Annotated in this window: 5 protein-coding genes (1 of these 5 cut by a window edge); all 5 read left to right on the top strand. The window is 69.1% G+C overall.

Annotated elements, in window-relative coordinates:
• Positions 1 to 16: 16 nt before the first annotated feature.
• The gene (locus tag FS845_RS09175; RefSeq protein WP_144633323.1) at positions 17 to 229 is read left to right on the top strand and encodes a hypothetical protein; all 213 of its coding nucleotides are present in this window, start codon (positions 17 to 19) and stop codon (positions 227 to 229) included.
• Complete coding sequence (locus FS845_RS09170) at positions 213 to 2,435, top strand: type I secretion system permease/ATPase (RefSeq protein WP_144633319.1); 2,223 nt, start codon at positions 213 to 215, stop codon at positions 2,433 to 2,435. The genes FS845_RS09175 and FS845_RS09170 overlap by 17 nt, the downstream gene beginning before the upstream one ends.
• A 14-nt stretch (positions 2,436 to 2,449) precedes the next feature.
• Complete coding sequence (locus tag FS845_RS09165; protein ID WP_144633316.1) at positions 2,450 to 3,925, top strand: HlyD family type I secretion periplasmic adaptor subunit; 1,476 nt, start codon at positions 2,450 to 2,452, stop codon at positions 3,923 to 3,925.
• A 22-nt stretch (positions 3,926 to 3,947) separates the two neighbouring features.
• Positions 3,948 to 4,592 (top strand): helix-turn-helix transcriptional regulator, encoded by a 645-nt coding sequence (locus FS845_RS09160; RefSeq protein WP_144633313.1) that lies wholly within the window; start codon positions 3,948 to 3,950, stop codon positions 4,590 to 4,592.
• Between the two features lie 91 nt (positions 4,593 to 4,683).
• Positions 4,684 to 19,943, top strand: partial view of a VCBS domain-containing protein gene (locus FS845_RS26470; protein WP_186332216.1) — the beginning only. Its footprint extends 23,944 nt past the window's final position; the window shows 15,260 of its 39,204 coding nt (coding positions 1-15,260); it begins with the start codon at positions 4,684 to 4,686; the stop codon falls past the right edge of the window.

Genomic DNA, 19,943 nt, shown 5'->3' with positions numbered 1-19,943 from the left:
ACGCCTAGGAACGCTCATGGCAAACAAGGAAGAAGGCTTTTCCCAGCTGGATGCGGACTTCGTCCGTGTGCTGGAAGACCTCATCGATTCGCTGATCGCCAACGGCACATTGCGCCTGACCGATCTTCCGCCGAGCGCGCAGGTGAAGCTGACGCAACGCAAGCAGCAGCGCAAGCGCCTGACCGAGCACCTCGACCTGCTGGATGACGACGATGGACAAGTACTCTGACAGTTCCGAGAACACGCCCGCCGAGACCGACAGCACCAACACGCCGGTCCCGCCGCCGATTCCGCAACGCGAGTGGCGCGGCGACGCGCGGGCGACGCACGATGACCCCTTGCTGGACTGCCTGGTCGAGCTGACGCGCATCCACGGCGTGACGACCACGGCCCAGGCCCTGACGGCCGGCCTGCCGCTGGAGGAACATCACCTGACTCCCGCCCTGCTGCCGCGCGCGGCCGCCCGGGCGCAACTGGCGGCGCGCGTCGTGCGACGCTCGCTGGAAAGCATTTCGCCGGAACTGCTGCCGGCCATCCTGCTGCTCAAGGGCGAGAAGGCCTGTCTGCTGCTCAAGCGCGAGGGCGACACCTACCTGGTCAGCCATCCCGAACTGGGCGGCAGTTCCATGGAGCTGGACGGCGCCACGCTGGCGCAGCGCTATACCGGCCTGGTGTGCTTCGTGCGGCCGCAGTTCCGCTTCGACGAACGCGCGCCCGAGACCGCCAAGGTGCGCGAACGGCACTGGTTCTGGGCCGCGGTCATGGAGAACCGCCGCCTGTACCGCGACGCACTGATCGCCGCGCTGCTGATCAACGTGTTCGCGCTGGCCATGCCCATGTTCACCATGAACGTGTACGACCGCGTGGTGCCGAACAATGCGGTCGAGACGCTGTGGGTGCTGGCCATCGGCATCAGCCTGGTGCTGATCTTCAACCTGATCCTGACCACTGCGCGCGCGCACGTGGTCGACAGCGCCAGCAAGCGCGTGGACGTGCGCCTGTCGGCGCAGATCATGGAGCGCGTGCTCGACCTGCGCATGGAGGGCCGGCCGGTGTCGGTGGGCTCGTTCGCCGCCAACCTGCGCTCGTTCGAGTCGATCCGCGATTTCATCGCCTCGGCCAGCATCACCACACTGGTCGACCTGCCCTTCATCATCCTGTTCCTGGCCGCGCTGGCCTGGATCTCGCCGCTGATGCTGATCCCGCCCATCACCGCCATCATCATCATCGTACTGGTGTCGCTGGCCGCGCAGGCGCGCATGGAATCGCTGACCATGTCGACCTTCCAGGCCACCGCGCAGCGCAACGCCACCCTGGTGGAAGCGCTGACCGGCATGGAGGCGGTGAAGACGCTGAACGCCCAGGGCGCCATCCAGCGCAACTGGGAGCGCTCGACCGAGTTCATCGCGCAGACGGGCGGGAAGCTCAAGCTGATATCGTCCAGCACCGTGGGCTTCGTCAGCGTGGCGCAGCAGTTCGTGTCCATCGCCGTGGTCATCATCGGCGTGTACGAGGCGCGCGCCTCGGCCGTGTCCATGGGCGGCATCATCGCCGCCTCGATGATCGCAGGCCGCTGCCTGGCGCCGCTGGGCCAGATCGCCGGCCTGCTGATGCAGTACCAGAACGCACGCACGTCGCTGGGCTCGATCGACAAGTACATGTCCCTGCCGATCGAGCGCCCCGCCGAGGCCGAGTTCCTGCATCGCCCCGTCTTCCACGGCGGGGTCGAGTTCCGCGACGTGACCTTCTCCTATCCCGGCACCGACCAGCCGGTGCTGAAGAAGGTGTCGTTCAAGCTGAAGCCCGGCGAGAAGGTCGGCATCATCGGCCGCATCGGCTCGGGCAAGACCACGCTGGAGAAGCTCATCCTGTCGCTGTACCAGCCCACCGAAGGCGCGGTGCTGATCGACGGCGTGGACGTTCGCCAGATCGATCCCTCCGACCTGCGGCGGGCCATCGGTTACGTGCCGCAGGATCCCCTGCTGTTCTACGGCAGCCTCAAGCACAACCTGTCGATGGGCGCGCCCTACGCCGATGACGCCAGCATCCTGGCCGCGGCCGACATGGCCGGCGTCAGCGAGTTCGCCAACCTGCATCCCAAGGGCTTCGACATGGTGATCGGCGAGCGCGGCGAATCACTGTCGGGCGGCCAGCGCCAGTCCGTGGCGGTGGCGCGCGCGCTGATCAACGACCCACCGATCCTGCTGCTGGACGAGCCCAGCAGCAACATGGACAACCAGAGCGAGGCGCAATTGCGCCGCCGGCTGGGCGAGGCCAGCGCCAAGAAGACGATCATCCTGGTCACGCACCGCACCGCGCTGCTGGACCTGGTCGACCGGCTGATCGTGATCGACAACGGCCGCATCGTGGCCGACGGCGCCAAGGACAACGTGGTCGAGGCCCTGCGCCAGGGGCGCGTCGGACGGGGAAGCTGAGGAAAAACATGGAGATGCAGACCGTACCCGGCCAGAAGCCGCCCTCCGGACAGCCCAATCCCCCACGGCCCGGCCTGCCCGCGCCGGAAAAGAAGACCTCGGCACTGGCCAGGCTGTGGCAGATCCCGCGCGACGGCATCGTGCGCATTTTCGACCGCATCCTGGACGGCGCCGAGAAAGGCACGCCCGAACACCGCTCCGACTATGTCGGCAATGCCGAATGGGTGATCCACCAATCCCAGGCGCGCGGCTCGCGCATCCTTCTCTGGGTCAGCCTGGTCACGGTCATCCTGCTGCTGGTCTGGGCCGCGTTCGGCTACATCGACGAGGTGGTGCGCGGCGAAGGCAAGGTCGTACCGTCACGGCAGGTGCAGATCATCCAGAGCCTGGACGGCGGCATCGTGCAGGAGATCCTGGTGCGGCCGGGCCAGGAGGTCCAGGCGGGCCAAGTGCTGCTCAAGCTCGACCCCACCCGCTTCTCCTCCTCGCTGGGCGAGAACAATGCCGAGTACCTGTCGCTGCTGGCCAAGTCGGCGCGCCTGCAGGCGCTGGCCACGGGCGAACCCTTCGTGGTTCCCGAGCGCGTGGCCAAGGAAGCCCCGCTGATCGGCGAACAGGAGCGCAATGCCTGGCAGGCCCGCACCAACGAGATCAACGCCACCGTCAACGTGGCGCGCGACCAGTTGAAGCAGCGCCAGGACGAGCTGCGCGAGACCATCGCCAAGCGCGACCAGGCCGCGTCCAGTTGCGCCCTCACCTCGCGCGAACTGGCGGTGACCCGGCCGCTGCTGTCCAGCGGCGCGGTGTCGGAAGTGGAACTGCTGCGCCTGCAGCGCGACGTGGCGCGCTTCTGCGGCGACCAGAAAGGCGCCGAGGCGCAGATCGGCCGCATCCAGTCGTCGATTTCCGAGGCGCAGAACAAGGTGCAGGAAGCCGAGCTGACCATCCGCAATACCGCCCGCAGCGAGCTGTCGGACACCAATACCAAGCTGGCCACGCTGCGCGAAGGCCAGGCCGCACTGGCCGACCGGGTGAAGCTGGCCGAGGTGCGCGCGCCGGTCAACGGCACGGTCAAGACCCTGTTCAACAACACCGTCGGCGGCGTGGTCCAGCCGGGCAAGGACATCATCGAGATCGTGCCCAAGGACGACACCTTGCTGCTGGAGGTCAAGGTGCAGCCGCGCGACATCGGCTTCCTGCATCCCCAGCAGGAGGCGGACGTGAAGTTCACGGCCTACGATTTCTCGATCTATGGCGGCCTGAAGGGCAAGGTCGAGCAGATCGGCGCCGACACCGTCACCGACGAAAAAGGAAACTCGTTCTACATCGTGCGCGTCCGTACCGACAAGAGTGCCGTGGGGAATCAGCAACTGCCGATCATCCCCGGCATGGTCGCCGAAGTGCACGTCCTTACAGGCAAGCACACCGTGCTGCAGTATCTGCTCAAGCCGATCCTGCGGGCGCGCGAGAATGCCTTCACTGAGCGCTGACCGGAGGAACGAAGGAGACGCCATGCCTACCCCCGTCCTGTTGATCACGCACGACGACCTGCTCTGGCAGCATTGGCGCGGGCTCGACCCCGCGCGCTGGCTGCCGGCCCGAGGTACCAGCCTGTCCGACCTGGAACGGTGGCGCGAGCAGCGCCGCACCCTGGTCGTACTGGACGCCGACCTGCCCCGCCTGCCCCCGTGGAAGGCGTCGTCATGGCCGGCGTTGCTGGCGGGCCTGCAGCTGGTGGTGGCCAGCGCCAATCCCAACGACGACCAGGGCACCCTGGTTCTGGGGGCCGGCGCCATGGGCTATTGCCATGGCTACAAGCCCGCACGGGCCCTGGGACAGGTGCTGGAATTCGTGGCCGCGGGCGAGACCTGGATGGGCCGCTCGCTGGTGCGCCGCCTGTTGCAGCTGGTCAGCGAGCGCGGCCAGCCTTCCAGCAGCTGGACGCAGGGGCTCCTGACCGAGCGCGAGGCCTCGGTCGCGCACCGCGCCGCCTACGGCCAGGCCAACGCCGAGATCGCCGTCGCACTGGGCATCACGGAACGCACCGTCAAGGCCCATCTTTCCGCGGTATTCGAAAAGCTCGGCGTGACCGACAGGCTGCAATTGGCCCTGCTGGTGCATGGCGTGTCGCAGCCCCAGGCGGCGCACGCGAAATAAGTTTCCGAACCTGTACTCGAGGACAATACCGCCGCCCCGGTACGCCCTCTAGGATTTGGTCATACGGATTAATCCTTAACGTGGATACCCTATGGCCATCTCTGCTCCCGCCACCGTCATCGCCATCACTGGCCGTGCCTGGATCCGTCACCCCGACGGCTCGCTGACCGCGCTGCACGAAGGCAGCAAGATCCCGCCCAACAGCGAGATCGTCACCGCGACCGGCGCCACGGTCACGCTGCAGGTCGAGAACGGCATGCCGGTGGTCATCGGCGCCGAGCGCCTGGTGGGTATCCATGACGACCTGGCCGGTCCGCTGGCCGACCCCAGCGAAGCGGCGTTCATGCCGCCTAGGGGCCCCGAGTCCGAGCGCCTGCTGGCCATCCTGGAATCCGGCGGCGATCCCTTCGATGAACTGGATCCCACCGCGGCCACGCTGGGCGGCGGCGGCGGCGCGGGAGGCGGCGAAGGCGGCGGCGGCGTCGTGCGCCTGGTCCACATCCTGGAAACCACCCGGCCGATGGGCCTGGAGTATCCGAATCCCGCGCGTTTCGACGACTACACGTCGCGCGCCTCGATGTCGGGCATCGGCGGCGGGACCGACGATGCCGGCGTCGGCAGCGGCGCCCTGCCCCCCACGACGACCACGCCCACCACGCCGGCCACGCCGGTCGGCAACCGCGCGCCCACGGCCGTGGACGACCAGCTCGCCACCACCGAGAAGAACACCCTGCGCGGCAGTGTGCTGGGCAACGACACGGATCCGGACGGCGACAGGCTGACGGTCACGGGCGTGAACGGCCGGGCCATGGAAGCGGCCGGCATCACGCTGGCGGGCTCGAACGGCGGCACCTTCACGCTGCTGGCCGACGGCAGCTACACCTTCGTGCCGGGCGCGGGCTTCCAGCACCTGGGCCAGGGGCAGACCGCCGTCACCACGGTGCAGTACACCATCACCGATTCGAACGGCCACACCTCGACGGCAGTGCTGGAAGTGACGGTGGTCGGCGTGAACGACGCCGCGGCCATCTCGGGCGTGATCGGCTCCACCGTGCAGGAAGATGCGACGGTGGCCACGCAGGGCAAGCTGACGGTCGTGGATCCGGACGACGACCAGTCGACCTTCGTGGCTCAGGCGCAGAAGGCCGGCCAGTACGGCGCATTCTCCATCGACGCCGACGGCAACTGGACCTACGCGCTGAACAACGCCAGCCCTGCCGTGCAGGCGTTGGGCGCCGGCGACAAGGTGACGGACGCCTTCACGGTGACCACGGTCGACGGCACGACCCGCACGGTCACGATCACCATCAACGGCACCAATGACGTACCCACGATCAGCGGCCAGGCGGCCGGCGCGGTCGCCGAGGACGGCGCGCTGTCGGCCACGGGCAAGCTGAGCGTCGCCGATGCGGACGCCACCGACACGCATACCTACGCCATCGTGGGCAGCGCGGCAGGCGCCTACGGCACCTTCGCCGTCGATGCCGCCGGCCAGTGGACGTACACGCTGGACAACGCCGCCGCGCAGCCCCTGAAGGCCGGCCAGAGCGTCCAGGAAAGCTATACCGTGCGCGTCAGCGACGGCCACGGCGGCACGGACACGCAGGTCGTGACCATCACGATCAACGGCACCGACGACGGCGCCGTGATCGCGCCGCATGCGCCGGGCGCCGACGCGGGCACCGTGGGCGAGGACGCCACGCTGACCGCCAGCGGCAAGCTGGACATCAGCGACGCCGACGCGGGCCAGGCCGCCTTCCAGCCGCAAGCCGGCACCCAGGGCCAGTACGGCCGCTTCGCCATCGATGCCGACGGCAACTGGACCTACAACCTGGACAACGCCAGCCCCGCCGTGCAGGCGCTGGGCGCCGGCGCGTCGGTGTCCGAGACCTTCACCGTGCGGTCGGCCGATGGGTCGACGCACGACGTCACCGTCACCGTGCTGGGCACCAACGATGCGCCCAGGCTGTCCGGCGAGCTGACCGGCTCGGTGTCCGAGGACGGCGTGAAGACGGCCACCGGCCAGCTGGCCGGCACCGATGCCGACACGGGCGACACCCTCACCTATTCCGTGGTCGGCAAGGCGGCCGGCACGTACGGCGCGTTCAGCGTCGACGCCGCGACCGGCAAGTGGACGTACACGCTGGACAACGCGGCCGCGCAGCCGCTGACGGCCGGCCAGAGCGTGCGCGAAAGCTACGTCGTGCAGGTCAGCGACGGCCATGGCGGCACGGATACGCGGACCATCACCGTCACCATCAACGGCGCCGACGACGGCGCGGTGATTGCTCCGCACGCGCCGGGCGCGGATGCCGGCACGGTGCGCGAGGATGCGACCTTGACCACCGGTGGCAAGCTGGACATCAGCGATGCCGATGCGGGCCAGGCCGTCTTCCAGGCGCAGGCCGGCATGCAAGGCGCGCACGGCACCTTCGCCGTCGACGCCAACGGCAACTGGACCTATGCGCTGAACAACGCCAGCCCCGCCGTGCAGGCGCTGGGCGCGGGCGCGGTGCTGACCGAGACCTTCACGGTGAAGTCGGCCGACGGCGCCACGCATGACGTCACGGTCACCATCCAGGGCACCAACGACGCGCCGGTGCTGGCCGGCGCGCAGACCGGCTCGGTGACCGAGGATGGCGTGAAGACCGCCACGGGCCAGTTGACGGCCACCGACGTCGACGCTGGGGATACCCATACCTATTCCGTCGCGGGCAATGCCCGTGGCACCTATGGCACGTTCGGCGTCGACGCCACCGGCAAGTGGACGTACACGCTGGACAACGCGGCCGCGCAGCCCCTGAAGGCGGGCCAGAGCGTGACCGAGGCCTATACCGTGCAGGTCAGCGATGGCCACGGCGGCACGGATACGCGGACCATCACCGTCACCATCAACGGCGCCGACGACGGCGCGGTGATCGCCCCGCATGCGCCCGGCGCCGACACGGGCGCCGTCCGCGAGGACGCCACGCTGACCACTGGCGGCAAGCTGGACGTGACCGACCCCGATGCGGGCCAGGCCGTCTTCCAGGCGCAGGCCGGCACGCAGGGCCAGCACGGCACGTTCAGCATCGACGCGAACGGCAACTGGACCTATGCTCTGAACAACGCCAGCCCCGCCGTGCAGGCGCTGGGCGCGGGCGCGGGCGCGGTACTGACCGAGACCTTCACCGTGAAGTCGGCCGACGGCGCGACGCACGACGTCACGGTCACGATCTCGGGCACCAATGATGCCCCGACACTGTCGGGCGAGTTGACCGGTTCGGTGACCGAGGACGGCGTGAAGACGGCCACCGGCCAATTGGCGACCGCCGACGTCGACACCGGCGACACGCACAGCTATTCCGTCGTCGGCAACGCCCGGGGCGCGTACGGCGCGTTCGCGGTGGATGCCAACGGCAAGTGGACCTACACGCTGGACAACGATGCCGCGCAGGCCCTGAAGGCCGGCCAGAGCGTGACCGAGACGTATACCGTGCAGGTCAGCGACGGCCACGGCGGCACGGACACCAAGGTCGTCAGCGTCACGATCAACGGCGCGGACGACGGCGCGGTCATCGCCCCGCACACGCCGGGCGCGGACGCGGGCACGGTTCGCGAAGACGGCACGCTGGCCACCGGCGGCAAGCTGGACGTGGCCGACCCCGACGCGGGCCAGGCCGTGTTCCAGGCGCAGGCCGGCACCAAGGGCGCCTACGGCACCTTCGCCGTGGACGCCAACGGCAACTGGACCTACACGCTGGACAACGCCAGCCCCGCTGTGCAGGCGTTGGGCGCAGGCCGCTCGGTGAACGAGACCTTCACGGTGCGCTCCGCCGACGGCAGCACGCACGACGTCACGGTCACCGTCCAGGGCACCAACGACGCGCCGAAGCTGACGGGCCAGTTGACCGGCTCGGTTTCTGAAGACGGCGTGAAGACCGCCACCGGGCAGTTGACAAGCACCGATGTCGACACGGACGACAGGCTGAGCTATGCCGTGGTCGGCAAGGCCGCCGGCACGTACGGCGCCTTCACGGTCGATGCCGCGACCGGCAAGTGGACCTACACGCTGGACAACGCCGCCGCGCAGCCCCTGCGGGCCGGCCAGAGCGTGCAGGAGACCTATACCGTGCAGGTCAGCGACGGCCAGGGCGGCACGGCCACGAAGACCATCACGGTGACCATCAACGGCACCGACGACGGCGCGGCGATCACGCCGCACGCGCCGGGCGCCGATGCGGGCGCCGTCCGCGAAGACGGCACGCTGACCACGGGCGGCAAGCTGGACGTGACCGACCCCGACGCCGGCCAGGCCGTGTTCCAGGCGCAGGCCAACACGCAGGGCCGGCACGGCACGTTCGCCATCGACGCGAACGGCAACTGGACCTACACCCTCGACAACGCCAGCCCGGCCGTGCAGGCGCTGGGCGCCGGCGCCGTGCTGACCGAAACCTTCACCGTGAAGTCGGCGGATGGCGCCACGCACGACGTCACCGTCACGATCCAGGGCACCAACGATGTGCCCGTGCTGTCGGGCCAACAGACCGGCTCGGTGACCGAAGACGGCGTGAAGACCGCCACCGGCCAGCTCGTCGCCGCCGATGCCGACACGACGGACACGCACACCTATTCCGTCGTCGGCAAGGCCGCCGGCACGTATGGCACCTTCACGGTCGATGCCGCCACCGGCAAGTGGACGTACACCCTGGACAACAGCGCCGCGCAGGTGCTGAAGTCGGGCCAGAGCGTGACCGAGACCTACACCGTGCAGGTCAGCGATGGCCATGGCGGCACCGACACCAAGGTCATCAGCGTCACCATCAACGGCACCGACGACGGCGCCGTGATCACGCCGCATGCGCCGGGCGCGGACGCGGGCAGCGTCCGCGAGGACGGCACGCTGACCACGGGCGGCAAGCTGGACGTGGCCGATCCCGACGCGGGCCAGGCCGTGTTCCAGAGCCAGGCCGGCACGCCAGGCGCGCACGGCACCTTCGCCATCGATGCGGCGGGCAACTGGACCTACAGCCTCAACAACGCCGACCCGGCGGTGCAGGCCCTGGGCGCGGGCAAGACCATGACCGAGACGTTCACGGTCAAGTCCGCGGATGGCGCCACGCACGACGTCACGGTCACCATCCAGGGCACCAACGACGCGCCGACGCTGTCGGGCGACGTCACCGGCTCGGTCACCGAAGACGGCGTGAAGACTGCTACCGGCACGCTGACAGGCGTCGACGTCGATGCCGGCGACAGGATGACCTATGCGGTGGTCGGCGCGGCCAAGGGCGCATACGGCGCCTTCACCGTCGACGCCGCCACCGGCAAGTGGACCTACACGCTGGACAACGGCGCCGCGCAGGCGCTGAAGACTGGCCAGAGCATCACCGAGACCTACACCGTCCAGGTCAGCGATGGCCAGGGCGGCACGGACACCAAGGTCGTGTCCGTCACCATCAACGGCACGGACGATGCCGCCATTATCACGCCGCATGCGCCGGGTGCCGACGCAGGCGTCGTCCGCGAAGACGGCACGCTGAATACCAGCGGCAAGCTCGACGTGGTCGACCCCGACGCGGGCCAGGCGGTGTTCCAGGCACAAGCCGGCACCAAGGGCCAGTACGGCACGTTCAACGTCGATGCCAACGGCAACTGGGCCTACAACCTGAACAACGCCAGCCCCGCCGTACAGGCGCTGGGCGCGGGCGCGGTGATGACCGAGACCTTCACCGTGAAGTCGGCGGACGGCTCGACCCATGACGTCACCGTCACCGTGCAGGGCACCAACGATGCGCCGAAACTGTCCGGCCAGCAGACCGGCTCGGTGACCGAGGACGGCGTGAAGACCGCCACCGGCACGCTGACCGGCACCGACGTCGACACCGGCGACAGGCTGAGCTACGCGGTCAGCGGCGCAGCCCGCGGCACCTACGGCGCTTTCACGGTCGATGCCGCCACCGGCAAATGGACCTACACCCTGGACAACGGCGCCGCGCAGGTGCTGAAAGCGGGCCAGAGCGTCACCGAGGCGTATCTCGTCCAGGTCAGCGACGGCCACGGCGGCACGGACACCAGGACCGTCACCATCACCATCAACGGCGCCGACGACGGCGCCATCATCACGCCGCGCACGCCTGGCGCAGACGCGGGCGTGGTCCGCGAGGACGGCACGCTGACGACCGGCGGCAAGCTGGACGTCACCGACCCCGACGCGGGCCAGGCGGTCTTCCAGGCGCAGACCGGCACGCAAGGCGCGCACGGCACTTTCACGCTCGACGCCAACGGCAACTGGACCTATGCGCTGAACAACGCCGATCCGGCGGTACAGGCGCTGGCCGCCGGCAAGACCATGACCGAGACCTTCACGGTCAGGTCGGCGGACGGCGCCGCGCACGACGTCACGGTCACCATCCAGGGCACCAACGACGCGCCCAGGCTGACGGGGGACGTCACAGGCTCGGTGACGGAAGATGGCGTGAAGACCGCCACCGGCACGCTGACCGGCGTCGACGTGGATGCCGGCGACAGGATGACCTATGCCGTGGTGGGCGCGGCCAAGGGCGCATACGGCGCCTTCGGCATCGACGCCGCGACCGGCAAGTGGACCTACACGCTGGACAACGCCGCCGCGCAGGCGCTGAAGGCCGGCCAGAGCATCACCGAGACCTATACCGTCCAGGTCAGCGACGGCCAGGGCGGCACGGACACCCGAACCGTCTCGATCACCATCAACGGCACGGCCGACGCGGCCATCATCACGCCGCATGCCCCGGGCGCGGACGCGGGCATCGTCCGCGAGGACGGCACGCTGAACACCAGCGGCAAGCTGGACGTGGCGGACCCCGATGCCGGCCAGGCCGTGTTCCAGGCACAGCCCGCCACCCAGGGCGCGCATGGCACGTTCACCATCGATGCCAACGGCAACTGGACCTACAACCTGCACAACGCCGATCCGGCGGTGCAGGCGCTGGGCGTCGGCAAGACCCTGACAGAGACCTTCACTGTGCGGTCCGCCGACGGCGCCACGCATGACGTCACGGTCACCATCCAGGGCACCAACGATGCGCCCACGCTGGCGGGCGACGTCACGGGTTCGGTGACGGAAGATGGCGTGAAGACGGCCAGCGGCACCCTCACCGGAAGCGACGTCGATGCCGGCGCCACGCTGAGCTATTCGGTGGTCGGCGCAGCCCAGGGCGCCTATGGCGCGTTCACGGTCGATGCCGCGACCGGCAAGTGGACCTACACGCTGGACAACGCCGCCGCGCAGGCGCTGAAGGCCGGCCAGGCCATCACCGAGACGTACACCGTCCAGGTCAGCGACGGCCAGGGCGGCACGGCCACCAAGACCGTCTCGATCATCATCAACGGCACCGACGACACCGCCGTCATCACGCCCCACACCCCGGGCGCCGATGCGGGCGCCGTCCGCGAGGACGGCACGCTGACCGCGGCCGGCAAGCTGGACGTGGCCGACCCCGATGCGGGCCAGGCCGTCTTCCAGGCGCAGGCCGGCACGCAAGGCCAGCATGGCACCTTCGCCGTCGACGCCAACGGCAACTGGACCTACACCCTGAACAATGCCGATCCGGCGGTGCAGGCGCTGGGCGCCGGCAGGACGATGACCGAGACCTTCTCGGTGAAGTCCGCCGACGGCACCGCGCACGCGGTCACCGTCACGATCCTGGGCACCAACGACGCGCCGACGCTGTCGGGCGCGGTCACCGGCGCGGTCACCGGCGCGGTCACCGAGGATGGCGTGAAGACCGCCACCGGCCAGCTCACCGGCGCCGACATCGACGTGGGTGATACGCTGAGCTATTCGGTGGCGGGCGCGGCCAAGGGCACGTATGGCGCCTTCACGGTCGATGCCAACACGGGCAAGTGGACCTACACACTGGACAACAGCGCCGCGCAGGTGCTGAAGTCCGGCCAGAGCGTCACCGAGACGTACACGGTCCAGGTCTCCGACGGCCAGGGCGGCACGGCCACCAAGACCGTGGCCATCACCATCAACGGCACGGACGACACCGCCGTCATCACGCCGCACACCCCGGGCGCGGACGCGGGCGTCGTCCGCGAGGACGGCACGCTGACGGCCAACGGCAAGCTGGACGTGACGGACCCCGACGCGGGCCAGGCCGTGTTCCAGGCACAGCCCGGCACGCCGGGCGCGCACGGCACCTTCGCCGTCGATGCCAACGGCAACTGGACCTATGCGCTGAACAATGCCGATCCGGCCGTGCAGGCGCTGGGCGCGGGCAAGACCATGACGGAGACCTTCACGGTCAAGTCTGCGGACGGCACCACGCATGACGTCACGGTCACGATCCAGGGCACCAACGACGCACCGAAGCTGTCGGGAGACGTCACGGGCGCGGTCACGGAAGATGGCGCGAAGACCGCCACCGGCACGCTCACCGGCACCGACATCGACACCGGTGACAAGCTGGCGTATTCGGTGGTGGGCGCGGTCAAGGGCGCGTACGGCGCCTTCACGGTCGATACCGCCACCGGCAAGTGGACCTATACGCTGGACAACGGCGCCGCGCAGGCGCTGAAGGCCGGGCAGAGCATCACCGAGACCTACACCGTCCAGGTCAGCGATGGCCAGGGCGGCACGACCACCAAGACCGTTGCCATCACCATCAACGGCACCGACGATGCGGCCATCATCACGCCGCATGCGCCGGGCGCGGACGCGGGCAGCGTCCGCGAGGACGGCACGCTGACCACTGGCGGCAAGCTTGACGTGGCCGACCCGGATGCCGGCCAGGCCGTATTCCAGGCGCAGGCCGGCACGCCGGGCGCGCACGGCACCTTCGCCGTCGATGCCAACGGCAACTGGACCTATGCGCTGAACAACGCCGATGCGGCCGTGCAGGCGCTGGGCGCCGGCCAGTCGATGACGGAGACCTTCACGGTACGTTCCGCCGACGGCGCCACGCACGACGTCACGGTCACCATACTGGGCACCAACGATGCGCCCAGGCTGGCGGGCGCGCTGACAGGCTCGGTCACGGAAGACGGCGTCAAGACGGCCACCGGCCAACTGACGGCCACCGACGTCGACGCCGCCGACACCCTCACCTACGCCGTGGTCGGCAAGGCCACCGGCGCCTACGGCGCCTTCAGCGTCGACGCCAACGGCAAGTGGACCTACACGCTGGACAACAACGCCGCGCAGGCGTTGAAGGGAGGCCAGGCCGTCACCGAGACCTACACGGTGCAGGTCAGCGACGGGCACGGCGGCACGGACACGAAGACGATCACCGTCACCATCAACGGCAGCGATGACGGCGCGGTCATCACGCCTCACTCCCCCGGCGCCGACACCGGCACCGTCGCGGAAGGCGCGCAGACGGCCGCGGGCAAGCTGGACGTCGCGGACCCGGATGCGGGCCAGGCGGTATTCCAGGCGCAGGCCGGCACACCGGGCGCGCACGGCGTGTTCTCCGTCGATGCCAACGGAAACTGGACCTATGAGCTGAACGCCGGTGACGCCGCCGTGCGCGCGCTGGGCGCGAACCAGACGCTGACCGAGACCTTCACGGTGCGCTCCGCGGACGGGTCGACCCACGACGTCACCGTGACGATCCAAGGCACCAACGACGCGCCGGTGCTGTCGGGCGCGTTGACGGGCTCGGTGACCGAGGACGGCGTCAAGACCGCCACCGGCCAGCTGCTCACCACCGACGTCGACACAACGGACACACATACCTACTCCGTGGTCGGCAAGGCCACGGGCACGTACGGCGCGTTCAGCGTCGACGCCGCCACGGGCAAATGGACCTACACCCTGGACAACAGCGCGGCCCAGGTGCTGAAGTCCGGCCAGAGCGTCACCGAGACGTACACCGTGCAGGTCAGCGACGGCCATGGCGGTACGGATACGAAGACCATCACCGTCACCATCAACGGCACCGACGACGGCGCCGTCATCACGCCCCATACGCCGGGCGCGGACGCGGGCGTGGTCCGCGAGGACGGCACGCTGAGCACCGGCGGCAAGCTGGACGTCACCGACCCCGACGCAGGCCAGGCCGTGTTCCAGAGCCAGGCTGGCACGGCAGGCGCGCATGGCACTTTCGCCATCGATGCGGCCGGCAACTGGACCTATGCGCTGAACAATACCGACCCCGCCGTGCAGGCGCTGGGCGCGGGCAAGACCATGACGGAGACCTTCACGGTCAAGTCCGCGGACGGCAGCACGCACGACGTCACGGTCACCATCCAGGGCACCAACGACGCGCCCAGGCTGTCCGGCGATCTCACCGGTTCGGTCACCGAGGATGGCGCGAAGACCGCCACCGGGACCCTCACCGGCGCCGACGTCGACACGGGTGACACGCTGCGCTATTCGGTGGTCGGCGCGGCCACGGGCGCATACGGCGCCTTCACGGTCGATGCCAATACCGGCAAGTGGACCTATACGCTGGACAACGGCGCCGCCCAGGCGCTGAAGGCCGGCCAGAGCATCACCGAGACCTATACCGTCCAGGTCAGCGATGGCCACGGCGGCACGGACATCAAGGTCGTGTCCGTCACCATCAACGGCACCGACGATGCCGCGATCATCGCGCCGCACGCGCCGGGCGCCGATGCCGGCACGGTGGCCGAAGGCGCCCTGACCACCCATGGCAAGCTCGACGTCACCGATCCGGATGCGGGCCAGGCGACCTTCCAGGCGCAGGCCGGCACGCCGGGCGCGCACGGCACCTTCGCCATCGACGCCAATGGCAACTGGACCTACGCGCTGAACAGCGGCGACGCCGCGGTGCGCGCCCTGGGCGCCAACGAGTCGATCACGGAGACCTTCACCGTCCGCGCGGCCGACGGTTCGACGCACGACGTCACGGTCACCATCCGTGGGACCAACGACGCGCCGGCGTTGTCAGGCGAGCTGACGGGTTCGGTCACGGAAGACGGCGTGAAGACGGCCACCGGCCAACTGACGACCGCCGACGCCGACACCACCGATAGGCACACCTACGCCGTCGTCGGCGCGGCGACGGGCGCCTATGGCGCCTTCGCGGTCGATGCGGCCACCGGCAAGTGGACGTACACGCTGGACAACGCCGCCGCGCAGGCGCTGAAGGCCGGCCAGAGCATGACCGAGACCTACACCGTCCAGGTCAGCGATGGCCATGGCGGCACCGATACCACGACCATCACGGTCACCATCAATGGTACCGACGACGGCGCGGTCATCGCCCCGCACACCTCTGGCGCCGATGCCGGCTCGGTCAACGAAACCGCATTGACCGCCGGCGGCAAACTGGACGTGACCGACCCGGATCTGGGCCAGGCCGTGTTCCAGGCCCAGGCTGGCACGCCGGGCCAGCATGGCTCGTTCAGCATCGATGCCGACGGCAACTGGACCTATGCGCTGAACAGCGGCGACGCCGCCGTACGCGCGCTGGGCGCCAATGAAACGCTGACCGAGACCTTCACGGTGAAGTCGGCCGACGGCAGCACGCACGACGTCACGGTCACCATCCAGGGCACCAATGAAGCCCCCACGCTGTCCGGAGAACTGACGGGTTCCGTGACCGAGGACGGCGTCAAGACCGCCACGGGCCAGCTCGTCACCACGGACGCCGACACCACTGACACCCACACCTATTCCGTGGTCGGCAACGCTGTGGGCACCTATGGCGCCTTCAGCGTCGACGCCAACGGCAAGTGGACCTACACCCTGGACAACGCCGCCGCCCAGGCCTTGAAGGACGGCCAGAGCGTCCAGGAGACCTATACCGTCCAGGTCAGCGACGGCCACGGCGGCGTGGCGACCCAGACCATCACCGTCACCATCAACGGCGCCGACGACGGCGCGGTGATCGCGCCGCATGCCCCGGGCGCCGATACGGGCACCGTTGCCGAAGGCGCATCGACGGCCAGCGGCAAGCTCGACATCACCGACCCCGACGCGGGCCAGGCGGTGTTTCAGGCACAGGCCGGCACGCAGGGTGCGCACGGCACGTTCTCGGTCGACGCCAACGGCAACTGGACCTATGCGCTGAACAGCGGCGACGCCGCCGTGCGCGCCCTGGGCGCCAACGAGTCGATCACGGAGACGTTCACCGTCCGCGCGGCCGATGGCAGCACGCACGACATCACGGTCACGATCCAAGGGACCAACGATGCGCCCGTGCTGTCCGGCGAACTGACGGGCTCCGTCACGGAAGACGGTGTCAAGACGGCCACCGGCCAGCTGACCACCACGGATGCCGACACGACCGACACGCACACCTATGCCGTGGTCGGCAATGCGGCAGGCACGTACGGCGCATTCAGCATCGACGCTGCCACCGGCAAATGGACCTACACCCTGGACAACAGCGCCGCGCAGGTGCTGAAGTCCGGCCAGAGCGTGACCGAGACCTATACGGTGCAAGTCAGCGATGGCCATGGCGGCACGGACACCCAGGTCATCAGCGTCACCATCAACGGCACCGATGACGGCGCCGTCATCACGCCGCACACGCCCGGCGCGGACGCGGGCACTGTCCGCGAGGATGGCGCGCTGTCGACCGGCGGCAAGCTGGACGTGGCCGACCTCGATGCGGGCCAGGCCGTGTTCCAGGCGCAGGCCGGCACGCCGGGCGCGCATGGCACCTTCGCCGTCGATGCCGCCGGCAACTGGACCTATGCGCTGAACAATGCCGACCCGGCCATCCAGGCGCTGGGCGCGGACCAGACGCTGACGGAGACCTTCACGGTCAGGTCGGCGGACGGCAGCACGCACGACGTCACGGTCACCATCCAGGGCACCAACGATGCGCCGGCGCTGTCCGGACAGTTGACGGGTTCGGTGACCGAAGACGGTGTCAAGACCGCCACGGGCCAGCTCGTCACCAGCGACGCCGACACCACAGACACCCATGCCTATTCTGTCGTGGGCAGCTCGGTGGGCGCGTACGGCGCGTTCAGCGTGGACGCCGACGGCAAGTGGACGTACAAGCTGGACAACAACGCCGCGCAGGCGCTGAAGGCCGGCCAGAGCGTGACCGAGACGTACACCGTCCAGGTCAGCGATGGCCATGGCGGTACGGATACCCAGGTCATCACCATCACCATCAACGGCACCGACGACGCCGCCATCATCGCGCCGCACGCGCCGGGCTCGGACCTGGGCACCGTCGCGGAAGGCGCGCTGAACGCCGCCGGCAAGCTGGACGTGACCGATCCCGATGCGGGCCAGGCCTCGTTCCAGATCCAGACCGCCACGCCGGGCCAGCATGGCGCGTTCAGCATCGATGCGAACGGCAACTGGACGTACGCATTGAACAGCGGCGACGCCGCGGTGCGTGCGCTGGGCGCCAACGAAACACTGACCGAAACCTTCACAGTGCGGTCGGCTGACGGCTCCACGCATGACGTCACGGTCACCATCCAGGGCACCAACGATGCGCCCGTACTGTCGGGCGAACTGACCGGATCCGTGACCGAGGATGGCGTGAAAACGGCCACCGGCCAGTTGGCCACGGCCGATGCCGATACGACCGACACGCACACCTACTCTGTCATCGGTACGACGACGGGCGCCTACGGGGCGTTCGCGGTCGATGCGAACGGCAAGTGGACGTACACGCTGGACAACACCGCCGCCCAGGCGTTGAAGGGCGGCGAAAGCGCGACCGAGACGTATACGGTGCAGGTCAGCGATGGCCATGGCGGCACGGATACGAAGACCATCACGGTCACCATCAACGGCACGGACGATGGCGCGATCATCACGCCGCACGCGCCCGGCGCGGACGCGGGCACCGTCGCCGAAGGCACGCTGAGCGCCAGCGGCAAGCTCGACATCACCGATCCGGATGCGGGCCAGGCGGTGTTCCAGGCGCAGACGGGTACGCAGGGCGCGCATGGCACCTTCTCCGTCGATGCCAACGGCAACTGGACCTATGCGTTGAACGGCGGCGATGCCGCCGTGCGTGCGCTGGGCGCCAATGAATCGCTGACGGAGACGTTCACCGTCCGCGCGGCCGATGGTTCTACGCACGACATCACCGTCACGATCCAGGGCACCAACGAGGCGCCGGTGTTGTCCGGCGAACTGACGGGCTCCGTCACGGAAGACGGGGTGAAGACGGCCACGGGCCAGCTCGTCACGGCCGACGCCGACACCACCGACACACACACGTACGCAGTCGTCGGCTCGGACGCCGGCGCCTATGGTGCGTTTGCCGTCGATCCTGCTAGCGGCAAGTGGACGTATACGCTGGACAATGATGCCGCCAAGGCCCTCAAGGGCGGCGAGACCGTCACCGAGACCTACACGGTGCAGGTCAGCGACGGCCACGGTGGTACGGATACGCAGACCATCACCATCACCATCAACGGCACGGACGACGGCGCGATCATCACGCCGCACGCGCCCGGCTCCGATGCAGGCACGGTGGCCGAAGGCGCGTCGACCGCCAGCGGCAAGCTCGACATCTTCGACCCCGATGCGGGCCAGGCGACCTTCCAGGCGCAGACCGGCACGCAAGGCGCACATGGCACCTTCTCCGTCGATGCCAACGGCAACTGGACCTATGCGCTGAACGGCAACGATGCCGCCGTGCGAGCGCTGGGCGCCAACGAGTCGGTCACGGAAACGTTCACCGTCCGGGCCGCCGACGGCTCGACGCACGACATCACGGTCACCATCCGGGGCACCAACGATGTGCCCGTGCTGTCCGGCGAGTTGACCGGTTCCGTGACCGAGGACGGCGTCAAGACTGCGACGGGCCAGCTCGTCACGGCCGACGCCGACACCACCGACACGTACACCTACTCAGTCGTGGGCAATGCCAGCGGCACCTATGGCGCCTTCAGCGTCGACGCCAACGGCAAGTGGACCTATACCCTGGACAACAGCGCCGCGCAGGTGCTGAAGTCTGGCCAGAGCGTGACCGAGACCTACACGGTGCAGGTCAGCGATGGCCATGGCGGTACGGACACCCAGACCATCACCGTCACCATCAACGGCACCGATGACGGCGCCGTCATCACGCCGCACACCCCGGGCGCGGACGCGGGCACCGTCCGCGAGGACGGCACGCTGGCCACCGGCGGCAAGCTGGACGTCGTGGATCCGGACGGCGGCCAGGCGGTGTTCCAGGCGCAAGCCGGCACGCCAGGCGCGCATGGCACCTTCGCCATCGATGCCGCGGGCAACTGGACCTACAGCCTGAACAACGCCGATCCGGCCACCCAGGCGCTGGGCGCGAACCAGTCGCTGACGGAGACCTTCACGGTCAGGTCGGCCGACGGCACGACGCACGACGTCACGGTCACCATACTGGGCACCAATGATGCCCCGGCGCTGTCCGGCGAACTGACCGGCTCGGTGACCGAGGACGGCGTCAAGACCGCCTC

It is taken from the genome of Bordetella genomosp. 13 (assembly GCF_007679965.1).
In the GTDB taxonomy this organism is placed as follows: domain Bacteria; phylum Pseudomonadota; class Gammaproteobacteria; order Burkholderiales; family Burkholderiaceae_B; genus Bordetella.
Note: the sequence above shows the minus strand (reverse complement) of the source record. Positions and strands in the feature narration are given on the sequence as shown.